General features: G+C 69.7%; 8 protein-coding genes. 4 read left to right on the top strand and 4 right to left on the bottom strand.

The features are described from left to right. Positions 1-166: 166 nt before the first annotated feature. The 3 genes from MPPM_RS10920 to MPPM_RS10930 all read left to right on the top strand — a co-directional run bounded on the left by MPPM_RS10920 (position 167) and on the right by MPPM_RS10930 (position 7,453). The gene (locus tag MPPM_RS10920) at positions 167-2,779 is read left to right on the top strand and encodes a DNA translocase FtsK (RefSeq protein WP_096485096.1); all 2,613 of its coding nucleotides are present in this window, start codon (positions 167-169) and stop codon (positions 2,777-2,779) included. Positions 2,780-2,928: 149 nt separating this feature from the next. Then, entirely contained in the window at positions 2,929-5,076 is a 2,148-nt protein-coding gene (locus MPPM_RS10925; RefSeq protein ID WP_096485097.1) for a TonB-dependent receptor, read from the top strand. A 409-nt stretch (positions 5,077-5,485) separates the two neighbouring features. Then, positions 5,486-7,453, top strand: a complete 1,968-nt coding sequence (locus MPPM_RS10930) for a PAS domain-containing HWE histidine kinase family protein (RefSeq protein WP_096485098.1) — start codon at positions 5,486-5,488, stop codon at positions 7,451-7,453. 19 nt (positions 7,454-7,472) lie between these two features. Here the strand turns inward: MPPM_RS10930 and MPPM_RS10935 are convergent, their stop codons facing one another. The 4 genes from MPPM_RS10935 to MPPM_RS10950 form a co-directional block, all read right to left on the bottom strand. Next, positions 7,473-7,775, bottom strand: a complete 303-nt coding sequence (locus tag MPPM_RS10935; RefSeq protein ID WP_173807904.1) for a hypothetical protein — start codon at positions 7,773-7,775, stop codon at positions 7,473-7,475. 17 nt (positions 7,776-7,792) lie between these two features. Then, entirely contained in the window at positions 7,793-10,111 is a 2,319-nt protein-coding gene (locus tag MPPM_RS10940) for an FdhF/YdeP family oxidoreductase (protein ID WP_096485100.1), read from the bottom strand. A 397-nt stretch (positions 10,112-10,508) separates the two neighbouring features. Continuing rightward, complete coding sequence (locus MPPM_RS10945; protein ID WP_096485101.1) at positions 10,509-11,585, bottom strand: quinone-dependent dihydroorotate dehydrogenase; 1,077 nt, start codon at positions 11,583-11,585, stop codon at positions 10,509-10,511. Beyond that, entirely contained in the window at positions 11,582-11,932 is a 351-nt protein-coding gene (locus tag MPPM_RS10950) for a DUF952 domain-containing protein (protein ID WP_096485102.1), read from the bottom strand. Before MPPM_RS10950 ends, MPPM_RS10945 begins: the two co-directional genes overlap by 4 nt. 223 nt (positions 11,933-12,155) lie before the next feature. Here MPPM_RS10950 and MPPM_RS10955 point away from each other — a divergent pair, with 223 nt between their 5' ends. Further along, complete coding sequence (locus tag MPPM_RS10955) at positions 12,156-12,788, top strand: S24 family peptidase (protein ID WP_096485103.1); 633 nt, start codon at positions 12,156-12,158, stop codon at positions 12,786-12,788. The last annotated feature ends 4 nt before the right edge of the window (positions 12,789-12,792 follow it).

Here is a 12,792-nt window from a genome sequence, read left to right on the forward strand (position 1 = left end):
TCCTGCATTGTCAGACCGGGCCGAACGATGGCTTGAAGACGTCGCGGGCCGGCAGGTGCATGATTCGAGCGCGACGGGCCGCGATCGCTTTGTCGGACCCACTTAGCCCGCCGTTAACCGCCCCGCATTAGCCTTACCGGATCGTTGACACCGGACCGGTTTGCGCATGCGTTCCCTCCGCCGTTCCGCGTCGCCCTACGACACCTTCGTCGACAGCCTGCGGCCCTTCCTGGCCAAGCGGCTGACGGAGTGCGGCGGCCTGATCCTCTTCACCGGCGCGGTCGCCCTGACCGTCGCCCTGGCGACGTGGTCGATCGACGACCCGAGCCTCAACCACGCCACCGACCAGCGGGCGCACAACGTGCTCGGGCGCCCCGGCGCCGTCGTGGCCGACCTCGCCATGCAGCTCCTCGGGCTCGGCTCGATCATGCTCGCGCTGCCGCCCGTCCTGTGGGGCATGCGGCTGATGCGCGAGCGCGACCTGCCGCACGGGGGTGTGCGCCTCGCCCTGTGGATCGTCGGCGTGCTCTGCGCGAGCGCGGTCGCGAGCGCGGTGCCGGCCACGGCCCGCTGGCCGCTCCCCACCGGCATGGGCGGTGTGGCCGGCGACGCGCTGCTCGCCGGCACGCGGATGCTGGTCGGCCCGCTGGCGAATTTCGCCGGCTTCCTGTTCGCGGCCATCGCCATCCTCAGTCTCACCGCCGCCTGCCGCGTGACCAAGCCGGACTTCGAGGAGGACGAGGAGGTGCCCTACGGCGCGCCGCGCCCGGCGCCCCGTGCCGGCCGCGCGGCGTCCCACGAGGAGCGCCACGATTCCGACGAGCCGAGCCTCGGCATCCTGTCGCTGGGTGCACTCGCCCAGGCCGTCATGCGCGGCCGCGCCTCGCTGCGCACCAAGCTCGAATCCTGGCAGGCCCCGGCCGGCGAAGGGGAGGGGCTCGCCTATGCCGGTGCCTCGCCCGCGCTCGCCGCGCGCCGTGCCTTCGCCGATCCGGACGAAGCACCCTGGGCGCCGCAGGCCCGCGAGCGCGCCGCCGTGTCGGGTCGCCGCGAGCCGCAATTCGGACCGGAGGACGATGACGCCGACGAGGCACCCGTCCGCCCCGCCCCGCCGCGCGCCGCGCCGGTCACCGACGGGATCGACGAGGCCGACGGCGAGCCGCCCACCCGCGTCGCGCGCCCGCTGCCGCAGGCCCCCGCGGCACGCCCACGCCCGGCAGAGCCCCGCCCGGAGGCCGGCGAGTACCGGCTGCCCGCCCTGGAACTCCTCGCCCGCCCGCGCGAGCCGGCGCCCGGCTCCGAGGTTTCGGCGGAGGCGCTGGAGCAGAACGCCACCATGCTGGAGGCGACGCTTCAGGATTTCGGTGTGCGCGGCGACATCCTCGCCGTGCGGCCCGGCCCCGTCGTCACCCTCTACGAGCTGGAGCCGGCGCCCGGCACCAAGTCGAGCCGCGTGATCGCGCTCGCCGACGACATCGCCCGCTCGATGTCCGCCGTCTCCGCCCGCGTCGCCGTCGTGCCCGGCCGCAACGCGATCGGCATCGAGCTACCGAACGCCAAGCGCGAGACGGTCTTTCTGCGCGAACTTCTGGCCTCGGTCGACTTCGTCGAGACCAAGCACAAGCTCGCCCTGTGCCTCGGCAAGAACATCGGCGGCGAGCCGATCATCGCGGATCTCGCCCGCATGCCGCACCTGCTGGTCGCCGGCACCACCGGCTCGGGCAAGTCGGTGGCCATCAACACCATGATCCTGAGCCTGCTCTACCGCCTGAAGCCGGAAGAGTGCCGCCTGATCATGGTCGACCCCAAGATGCTGGAGCTGTCGGTCTATGACGGCATTCCGCACCTGCTCTCGCCCGTCGTCACCGATCCGAAGAAGGCGGTCATCGCCCTCAAATGGGCCGTGCGCGAGATGGAGGAGCGCTACAAGAAGATGTCCAAGGTCGGCGTGCGCAACATCGACGGCTTCAACGCCCGCCTCGAAGAGGCCCGCGCCCGCGGCGAAGTGCTGACCCGCACGGTGCAAACCGGCTTCGACCGCACCACCGGCGAGGCGGTCTACGAGGACGAGGTCATGGACCTCAACCCGCTGCCCTATATCGTGATCGTGGTCGACGAGATGGCCGACCTGATGATGGTGGCGGGCAAGGACATCGAGGGCGCGATCCAGCGGCTGGCCCAGATGGCGCGCGCGGCGGGCATCCACCTGATCATGGCCACCCAGCGCCCCTCGGTCGACGTCATCACCGGCACGATCAAGGCGAACTTCCCCACCCGCATCTCCTTCCAGGTGACGAGCAAGATCGACAGCCGCACGATCCTGGGCGAGATGGGCGCGGAGCAGCTGCTGGGCCAGGGCGACATGCTGTTCATGGCCGGCGGCGGACGCACGACCCGCGTGCACGGGCCGTTCTGCTCGGACTCGGAGGTCGAGACCGTGGTGGCCCACCTCAAGCGTCAGGGCCGGCCCTCCTATCTCGAGGCCGTCACGGCGGAGGAGGGCGAGATCCCGGCTGGTGGCTCCCCCTCAGAGGACGGTCCGGTCTTCGATGCCGGCCAGTTCGGTGGCGGCGAGGGGGCCGACCTCTACGAGCAGGCGGTGGCCGTGGTGCTGCGGGACAAGAAGGCCTCGACGAGCTACATCCAGCGCCGCCTGCAGATCGGCTACAATCGGGCCGCCTCGCTGATGGAGCGGATGGAGACCGAGGGTCTCGTCGGTCCGGCCAATCACGCCGGAAAGCGCGAGATCCTGGTGGAGGCCGAGGCGCAGGACTTCTGACGCGCCGCTCACCCTCACATCGAACGACCGCCCGGCGCGCCGCCCTCGAAAGAGGACGGCGCGCTTTCGCGTTTCGGCGATGCGCTCCCCCTCGACAACGGCCACGCTTGAAAATATAGCAACAGCTATACGTTCAAGTGAGAGGTCTTATGTCGAGGAAACGCTATGGGTTGGGCCGCTGGGCCGGGATCGGCGCCGGCTTAGGCATTGCCGGTCTCGCCGCGTCGCCGCTCCAGGCCGAGGAAGTCTCCCTGGACGAGATCAGCGTCACGTCGGACAAGCCGGCACGGCGCGCCGGCGCAGCCCCGGGCCCGGCGCCGGATCCGGCCGGCGTGCTGCCGGTGGTGACCGACCGCTTCTCGACGGTGACCGTCGTCTCCGGTGCCGAGCTCGCCCGCTCCCAGCCGACCTCGCTCGGCGAGGCCCTGTTCGACAGGCCGGGCCTGTCGGCGACCACCTTCGCGCCGGGCTCCGCCTCGCGGCCGATCATCCGCGGCCTCGACAATCACCGCGTCCGCATCCTCGAGAACGGCACCGGCGTGCAGGACATGTCGGATCTCGGCGAGGACCACGCCGTTCCGATCAACCCGCTGATCAACGACCGGATCGAGGTGATCCGCGGGCCGGCCGGCCTGCGCTACGGATCCCAGGCGGTCGGCGGCGTGGTCTCGGTGGAGAACAACCGCATCCCGACGAGCCTTCCGCCCGGCGGTGTCGCCGGCCGGGTGACGACCGGCTATTCAGCCGTCGATAACGGCCGCAACGTTGCCGCGACCGTCGATGCCGGCAGCGACAACGTCGCCGTCCATGCGGATGCCTTCAAAAGCGCGGCGGACGACTACAACACGCCGCTCGGCATCCAACGCAACTCCTTCAACGAGTCCCAGGGCGGCGCCTTCGGCACCTCCTACCTGTTCGACCGCGGCTTCGTCGGCCTGTCCTTCAGCCACTTCGATTCGGTCTACGGCATTCCCGGCCGCGGCTCCGCGGCGCAGCGGACCCGTCTCGATCCGGTGCAGGACAAGCTCCAGGCGCGCGGCGAGTACCGTCCGCTGGACGGGCCCTTCGCGGCGATCCGGTTCTGGGCGGGCGGCTCGAACTACCGGCACAACGAGTTCGGCACCGGCCCGAACGGCGTCGAGGGGATCGAGGCGGTGTTCAAGAACCGCGCGGCCGAGGGGCGGATCGAGTTCGACCACGTGCCGGTCGAGACGACTTTCGGCACTTTGACGGGCCAGTTCGGCGTCCAGGCCGACCGGCGCAAGCTTCGCATCTCGGGCGCGGAAGGGGGATTGCTGCGCCCCACCGACACGCGGGTGCAGGCGGCTTACCTGTTCGAGGAACTGGCGCTCGGCGGCGGCCTGCGGTTCCAGGCGGCGGGCCGCGTCGAGGGCAACCGCGTCGCCGGCACTCAGGCGCTGTTCCCCTCGGACTTCCTGCCCGATGGTCCCGGCGACGAGCCGGTGGAATCGCGCCGCATTCGCCGCTTCGCCCCGAAGAGCGCGAGCTTCGGTGCGCTTCAGGACCTGCCCCACGGCTTCGTCGCGAGTCTGACCGGCTCCTATGTCGAGCGCGCGCCGACCTCGCCCGAGCTGTTCTCGCGCGGGCCGCATGAGGCCTCCGCCACCTTCGAGATCGGCGACCCGAACCTCAAGCTGGAGCGCGCCCGCACCGTCGAGGTGGCGATCCGGCGGGCCGACGGGCCGTTCCGCCTCGACGCGACCGGCTACGTCACGCGCTACACCGGCTTCGTCTACAAGCGCCTGACCGGCTTCACCTGCGGCGACACCTTTGGCAGCTGCGGCGTCGGCGGCGGGGATCTGCGCCAGGTCGCCTACTCGCAGGCCGGCGCCACCTTCGCGGGCGCCGAGATCGCCAGCCAGATCGACCTCGTGCCGGTCGGCGACGGGTTCGCCGGCCTTAGCGCCCAATACGACTTCGTGCGGGCGCAATTTGACGACGGCAGCTTCGTGCCCCGCATCCCGCCCCACCGCGTCGGCGGCGGCGTCTTCCTGCGGGCGGACGGCTGGTTCGCGCAGGTCAGCCTGCTGCACGCCTTCGCACAGACGCAGACGGGAGCGCTGGAGACGCCGACACCCAGCTACAACGACCTCAAGGCGGAGATCGCCTACAGCCGCCCGCTCGATCCGGCGGTCCACGGCCTGAGCGAGGTGACGCTGGGCCTGCGCGGCACGAACCTGCTCGACGACGTGATCCGCAACGCCGCCTCCTTCCGCAAGGACGAGGTGCTGCTGCCGGGCCGCAACCTGCGGCTCTTCCTCACGGCACGGTTCTGACGGAGGCGATCGAACGAGAGGTTGCGGCAGCCCGAGGTGAGCGCGCCGTCGCGACCAAAGGGCCTCCCAGCCTCGCGCGGCCTCCGCCACGTCGAACGGTTCGCCCGCCTCGCGAAAGCGTAGAGGACCGAGAGCCGGTCGCTGTGTGGTTCGATCGTGAGAATTGATGCGTATACACACATCGATCAATGCCCGAATCCGTCGGCGCTGCCTGATTTTCTCTTTCGATCATATGTAAATCGTATCACCTCGACCGTTGCTTTCGAGGGTAGACGGCGCTGTCAGGCTTAACGATTATGTTGCCTCTACTGGATGGTTGTGGAATGCCGTCTGATCCTGGTGCGACCGAGAACGTCATCGCTCCTTCCACCCGCGGAATACGGTGTCGCCAGCTGTGCAGATGTGCAGGATGGATGGGAGCAGTACTCCCCCTGCGCGGCCGATCCGCGGCGAGATGGCCGAGCGGATCCGGGCGTATGACTGGACGGCGACGGCTCTCGGTGCGGCGGAGGCGTGGCCGCCCAGCCTGAAGGCCACGATCAGCCTGATCCTCGGATGCGGCTTTCCGATGATCGCGCTCTGGGGCCGGAATCTGATCCAGGTCTACAACGACGGCTATCGCGACCTGATGGGGCTGAAGCATCCGGCCGGGCTCGGACAGCCGACCCGCGCGTGCTGGCCGGAGGCCTGGCACATCAACGAACCGATCTACGAGCGGGTCTGGGGCGGCGAGACCTTCACCTTCGAGGACGCGGTCTACCCCCTGACCCGTTCGGGCCGCCTCGAGGACGCGTGGTTCACCCTGACCTACAGCCCGCTGCGGGACGATTCCGGCGAGATCGCCGGTATCCTGGTCACCCTGTTCGAGACCACGGCCCGCGTGCTGGCGGACCGCGCCCTGCGCGAGGGCGAGGCGCGTTTCCGGGCCGAGCTGGAACGGCAGGTCCAGGAACGCACGGCGGAGCTTCAGGCGAGCCGCGACCTGCTCAAGGCGACCATGGACAGCTCCATGGACATGATCCAGGTCTTCAAGGCCGTGCGCGATGCCTCCGGTGAAATCGTCGATTTCCAGTGGCTCCTCAACAACCATACCTCCGAGAGCCGCTACGGCGAGGTGTCCGGGCAGAGCCTGCTGGAGCGGAATCCCGGTGTGGTGCAGGAGGGCATCTTCGACACCTTCAAGCGCGTGACCGAGACCGGCCAGCCATCGATGGCGGAGCGCCGCTACGTCCACGAGCAGTTCGACGGCTGGTTCTTCCAATGCGCGGTGAAACTCGGCGACGGGGTCGCCACCACCACCAAGGAGATCTCGGCCTGGAAGGCGGCGCAGGAGGAGGTGTTTCGGCTTCGCGACGAGATCGCCCAGGCGGCCCTGCACGAGAGCGAGGAGCGCTTTCGCGCCCTGGCCAGCCTCATCCCCGTTCTGCTGTGGCGCTCCGACGAGACGGGGCAGCACAACTCCCTCAACGAGGCCTGGCTCGCCTATACCGGACAGGCCTTGGAACAGTCGCAGGCCGGCGGCTGGATCGACGCGATCCATCCCGACGACCGCGCGAAGGCGGGCCAGGTCTTCCGCGCCGGGCGCGAGCAGCAGCGGCTGATCGAGGTGCAGCAGCGCATCCGCCGGCACGACGGGCAGTACCGCTGGTTCCTCGTGCGGCAGGCGCCGATCGTCGATGCGGAGGGACAGGTCACGCAGTGGATCGGCGCGGCCATGGACATCCACGACCTGCACGATCTGCAGGAACGCCAATCCGTCCTCGTCGCCGAGCTGCAGCACCGTACCCGCAACCTGCTCGGCGTCGTGCGCTCCATTGCCCACCAGACCATGGTGCAGACCGGCCCGACCGAGCGCTTCCGCGAGCAGTTCAACGATCGTCTTGCCGCTCTCTCGCGGGTTCAGGGATTGCTGTCGCGCTCCGATCAGGAACCGATCACCCTGCGCACCCTGATCCGGACCGAGCTGGAGGCGCTCGGCGGCGGTGATTTCGCCGACCGGATCCATGTCGCCGGCCCGCCGGTGCGCCTGCGCAAGGCGTCGGTCCAGACCCTCGCGCTCGCCGTGCACGAACTCGCCACCAATGCCCGCAAGTACGGTGCCCTGACGACCGAGAACGGCCGTCTCTCGGTGACGTGGCGCGCCGACAGGGATGCGTTCGGAGGCGGAAGCCTGCTGGTCGAGTGGATCGAGGAGGGTATCCGCCGGCCGCCCGAGGGACAGGGCCGGATGCGGCGCGGCTACGGACGCGAGCTGATCGAGCGGGCAATGCCTTACGCACTCAACGCCAAGACTCGCTACGAACTCGGCGAGACGCGGCTCCTTTGCGCGATCGAACTGCCGCTGGGCGAGCGCTTCGGAGAGATGAGCACGGCGTGACGCCCGCTCGCGCCGGGCTTCAGGCGGCGAGCACCGTCAGCATCGCGCTTCCGCTCGCGCTCGCCTCGTAGCGGGTTCGCTGCGTGCGCCCGTCGCGGGCGGTCACGGTCAGCAGGGCCTCGCCGGAAAGCGTCTCCACCGCGCGCAGCACCAGGGCGTGCTCGACGCCGAAGATGCGGGCGAAGCTCCGGCTGTCGGCGGCGAGCCCGAGATGGAGGCCGGCGAGGATGCCGGCCTCCAGCAGGCTCAATTCGGGACGCAGGGCCGCGATCGTGTCGGTCGCGGCGAGAAAGGTCTCGGCGTCGGCGGCGGGCTCGCCCACGCGGCCTTTTTCCCCGCTCACGCGGCCTTGCCCAGATCATTCGCGGCGCGGGCGCGCACCTGGACCAGCACCGATTTCGAGGTCGGCGTGTCCGAGAACTCGCCGAAGGCCGAGAGTGGCACCAGCACGTTGAGTTCCGGATAGTAGCCCGCGAGCGAGCCGCGCGGCATGTCGAAGGGCACGAGGCGGAAATCCTCCGCCACCCGCTCGACGCCATCTTGCGTGTGGACGCAGACGAGATCGACCCGTTCCCCCGCCCGCGCCTTCAGCTCGGCGAGGTCGTCCGGGTGGGCGAACACGACGCGGCGCTCGCCGTAGACGCCGCGGTAGCGGTCGTCGAGGCCGTAGATCGTGGTGTTGTACTGGTCGTGGCTGCGGAAGGTCTGCAGCACGAAGGTATCGGCCTGCTTGCTCGCGCGCTGATGCTCGGTCGCCACCGGCAGCGGCCCGGACGAGAAGCCCGCCCGGCCGGTCGCCGTCTCAAACACCCGCTCGGCGGCGAGGTTGCGCAGCATGAAGCCGCGGGGACGGCGCACGCGGGTGTTGAAGCCGGCAAATCCCGGGATCGTCCGCTCGATGAGGTCGCGGATCAGGTCGTAATCGTCGGCAAGCGCGGCCCAGTCGATCCGCTCCGAGCCGACGGCGGCGGCGGCCATGCCGGCGATGATGCCGATCTCCGAGCGCAGATGCGGTGAGGCCGGCTTGTTGATGCCGCCCGAGCCGTGGACCATGCTCATCGAATCCTCGACGGTCACGATCTGCACCTTGCCCCGGCTGTTGCGGTCGATCTCGGTGCGGCCGAGGCAGGGCAGCAGGTAGGCGACCCGGCCCGGTACCAGATGCGAGTGGTTGAGCTTCGTCGCGATGTGGACGGTGAGTTCGCAGCCCGCGAGCGCCTTCTCCACCAGCCGGGTGTCCGGCGTGGCGCGCACGAAGTTGCCGCCGAGCCCGATGAAGGCCTTGGACGAGCCGTCGAGCATCGCGCCGATGGCGCCGAGCACATTGTGGCCGTGCTGGCGCGGCGCGTTGAGCCCGAATTCGCGGTCGAGGGCTTCGAGGAGCGCGACGGGCGGCTTCTCATTGATGCCGACCGTGCGGTCGCCCTGCACGTTGGAATGGCCGCGCACCGGGCACAGGCCCGCGCCCGGCCGGCCGATATGGCCGCGCAGGAACAGCAGGTTGGCGATCTCGCGGATGGTCGCCACCGAGTGGCGGTGCTGGGTCACGCCCATCGCCCAGGTCGCGATCACCCGGTCGGCGCCGAGATAGACGTCGGCCGCGGTCTCGATCTCCGCGCGGCTCAGGCCGGACTGGTCGAGGATCGCGTCCCATTCCGTCGCCTCCACCGCCGCGCGGTAATCAGCGAAGGCACTGGTATGCGCGGCGAGGAAGGCGTGGTCGAGGAGCGAGGGCTTGCCCGCCTCTATCGCCGCCGCGTCGCGGGCGAAGACGACCTTGGCGATGCCGCGGAACGCGGCCATGTCGCCGCCGGGCTTCGGCTGGTAGTAGTGGCTGGCGATGGGGCGGCTCGCGCCGCGCAGCATCTCGACGCTGTTCTGCGGATCGGCGAAGCGCTCCAGGCCGCGCTCGCGCACGGGATTCAGCACCACGACCCGGGCACCCCGCTCGGCGGCCCGGCGCAGGTCGCCCAGCATACGCGGATGGTTGGTGCCGGGGTTCTGGCCGACGACGAAGATCGCGTCCGCCTTCTCGAAATCTTCCAGCAGCACCGTGCCCTTGCCGATGCCGATGGCCTGGACGAGGGCGATGCCGCTCGCCTCGTGGCACATGTTCGAGCAATCGGGGAAGTTGTTGGTGCCGTAGGCGCGGGCGAAGAGCTGGTAGAGGTAGGCCGCCTCGTTGGAGGCGCGGCCGGAGGTGTAGAACTCGACGCGGTCGGGATGGTCGAGGCCGCGCAGGATCGCGCCGATCTCGGCGAAGGCCTCGTCCCATTCGACAGGGCGGTAGGTGTCGGTCGCCGCGTCGTAGCGCATCGGGTGGGTGAGGCGGCCCTCGCTCTCCAGGGCGTAGTCGGTCCAGCCGCGCAACTCCGAGACCGGATGCCTGGAAAAGAAGCGCGGCGTCACGCGCTTGTCGGTCGCCTCCCAGGAGACCGCCTTCACGCCGTTCTCGCAGAACTCGAAGGACGAGCCGTGGGCCGGGTCGCCCCAGGCGCAGCCGGGGCAGTCGAAGCCGTCCGGCTGGTTGGCGCTGAGCAGGGCACGCGCGCCGGAGAGCGGGGCGCGGCTGCCCAGCAGGAATTTGCCGCAGCTCTTCAGGGCGCCCCAGCCGCCCGCGGCGGAAGAGCGCTTGGGTGAGCTTTGCGAACGATCCATCTGAGCGCCCGGTCTTCGCGATGTGGGAGATGTTCTCGACGATCCGTGCCCGCCGCCTCGCCCCTGGCGGGTTGGCGGTCTCGGACCTCGTCACTGGGAAATAACATCTCGCAGATGCGAGTTGATGCGCGGCCGATGATGGGGGAGGCATTCGTGCCGCGCAGGGCAATTTAACTCAATTCCAGAAGGTGCCTATTTTTGGAATGGCTCGAGGGTAATTCTGTTGAGAGCGGGCGCTGCGTATTCGGAAATTTGATGCGTTGCAACAAAATGCTTCGAGCAAAAAAATGCGGTCCGTCCGTTCGCGCCGGGCGACGCGCGCCGCAGTTCCGCCGCGCATCGCTCGCGGGCATCGGTGGTGCCTCGCGAGACGAACCGAAACATGTCCGATCCCGGATCAGGCGCTCCGTGCGAGTTCGGCCGCGTCCCGTCCGATGACCGGAGCCAAGCTCGTCAGCCCTTCCGCCCTGAGCCGCTGGCTCAGGCCGCGCTTGATCGTGCCGACGAGACCCGGTCCCTCGTAGACGAGGGCGGAATACAACTGGATCAGTCGGGCGCCGGCCCGGATCTTCGCCCAGGCGGCCTCCGCCGAATCGACGCCGCCGACCCCGACCAGCGGGATCCGGTCGCCGACGCGCAGATAGGTCTCGGCCAGCAGCCGCGTGGCCGGTCCGAACAGCGGCCGGCCGGACAAGCCGCCGGTCTCCTTGGCCAAGGTGGATTCGCGGAGCGTCGCGGGTCGTGCGATCGTCGTGTTCGAAACCACGAGGCCCTGGATACCGCGCCGGAGCGCCGTCGCCGTCATCGCGTCGAGACCTTCGAGGGCGATGTCGGGCGCGATCTTGAGCAACACCGCCGCGCTCGATCCGCTGACGTCGCGGGCGGCGACGACGCGGGCCAGCAGATCGTCGAGGAAGGCCTCACCCTGAAGGTCGCGCAGGCCCGGCGTGTTGGGCGAGGAGACGTTGACGGTGATGAAGGCGACATGCGGCGCGAGCCGCGCGGTGCAGGCGACGTAGTCGGCGAGGCGGTCCTCAGACTCCTTGTTGGCGCCGATATTGACGCCGACGATGCCCTCACGCCCGGCCCGGGCCTTGAGCCGGCCGGCCACCACGTCGAGCCCCTCGCTGTTGAGGCCGAAGCGGTTGATCACCGCGCGGTCACGGGTGAGCCGGAATACCCGCGGGCGCGGATTGCCAGGCTGCGGTCGCGGCACCACCCCGCCGACCTCGACGAAGCCGAAGCCGAGGCCGAGCAGCGCGTCGGCCACCCGCGCGCCCTTGTCGAAGCCGGCGGCGAGGCCGACCGGGTTGGGGAAGCGCTGCCCGAACGCCTCGACGGCGAGCGCCGCGTCGTCGGCCGGGGGCCGGCGCGGCGGCAGCAGCGACAGACCGCGGATCGTCAGGTCATGCGCCGTCTCGGCGTCGAGCCCGTGCAGCAGCGGCCGGGCGAGGGGAAAGAGCGCGTCGATCATGCCTGCGGAATCTCTGCCGGGAAGACGTGCCGTCCGTCCGGCCCGAGGGGCAGGTCGGCCACGGAGCGCACGGCGCTCAGGGGAAGATCACCGTAGAGGTGCGGGAACAGCGCGCCGCCCCGCGACGGCTCGAAGCGCAAGCCGCCGCCGAGATCCTCGGCTTCGATCGCCACGAGCAGCAGATCCTCCTGCCCGGCGAAATGGCGGGCGGCGGTCTCGGCGACCTGATCCGCGGTCGAGAAGTGGATGAAGCCGTCGGCGCGATCGATGGGCGCGCCGGTGAAGCGCCCGAGCGCCTCGGCCTCGCGCCAGAGGTCACGGGGGCAGATTTTGTAAACGAGGGCCATCCGGTCTCCGGGAGTAAATCTTCCGGAGCGATAGAACGCGCATTTGCGCGCGGCAACCGACGCCATGTGTGACCGGATATGGAGGCCTCAGCCTTCACCGGTGGCCGCTCAGATGCGACACTGGACTCTCCGGATGCACCGATTGCGTCCGGGGTCAGCGGGTTCTAGTTTCCTAACTTTAGGCCGTATGTCTCAACGGCACACGCGCCGGTTTGAGGCCGCCATGCTGTCGCACGAGCAGATCTGGACTGCGATCGACCGATTGGCCGAGCGCCACGGCTTCTCCGCCTCGGGACTCGCTCGTCGCGCGGGCCTCGATGCCACGAGCTTCAACCGTTCGAAGCGAATCGGGCCCGACGGGCGCAAGCGATGGCCTTCCACCGAATCGATCGCGAAGGTGCTGGCCGCCACCGGCGCCAGCCTCGACGACTTCCTGCACCTCGTCGATTCCGGGCAGGCGCCGGCGCGGACGATGGTGCCGCTGATCGGCCTGACCCAGGCCGGATCGGGCCGTCTGTTCACCGAGGAAGGAATTCCGACGGGCGGCCCCGGCTGGGACGAGATCGAGTTTCCCGATCTCGGCGGGGATCACGCCTTCGCCCTGGAGGTGCAGGGCGATTCGATGCTGCCGCTCTACCGCGACGGCGACGTGCTGATCGTCGCCCCGAATGCCGGCATCCGCAAGGGCGACCGGATCGTCGCCCGGCTCACCAACGGCGAAGTGTTGGCCAAGGAGTTGCGCCGCCGCACAGCCCGCACCATCGAACTGGCCTCGCTCAACCCCGATCACGAGGACCGCATGGTGCCGCTCGCCGACGTCGCCTGGATGGCGCGGGTGATGTGGGTGCGGCAGTAGGGAG

This window comes from Methylorubrum populi (assembly GCF_002355515.1).
Taxonomy (GTDB): Bacteria; Pseudomonadota; Alphaproteobacteria; order Rhizobiales; family Beijerinckiaceae; genus Methylobacterium; species Methylobacterium populi_A.

Excerpts from the sequence above, each read along its gene's own strand:
- MPPM_RS10940 (WP_096485100.1), bottom strand. The coding sequence starts at position 10,111 with ATGGATCGTTCGCAAAGCTCACCCAAGCGCTCTTCCGCCGCGGGCGGC.
- MPPM_RS10950 (WP_096485102.1), bottom strand. The coding sequence starts at position 11,932 with ATGGCCCTCGTTTACAAAATCTGCCCCCGTGACCTCTGGCGCGAGGCC.
- MPPM_RS10945 (WP_096485101.1), bottom strand. The coding sequence starts at position 11,585 with ATGATCGACGCGCTCTTTCCCCTCGCCCGGCCGCTGCTGCACGGGCTC.
- MPPM_RS10920 (WP_096485096.1), top strand. The coding sequence starts at position 167 with ATGCGTTCCCTCCGCCGTTCCGCGTCGCCCTACGACACCTTCGTCGAC.
- MPPM_RS10925 (WP_096485097.1), top strand. The coding sequence starts at position 2,929 with ATGTCGAGGAAACGCTATGGGTTGGGCCGCTGGGCCGGGATCGGCGCC.
- MPPM_RS10930 (WP_096485098.1), top strand. The coding sequence starts at position 5,486 with ATGGATGGGAGCAGTACTCCCCCTGCGCGGCCGATCCGCGGCGAGATG.
- MPPM_RS10955 (WP_096485103.1), top strand. The coding sequence starts at position 12,156 with ATGCTGTCGCACGAGCAGATCTGGACTGCGATCGACCGATTGGCCGAG.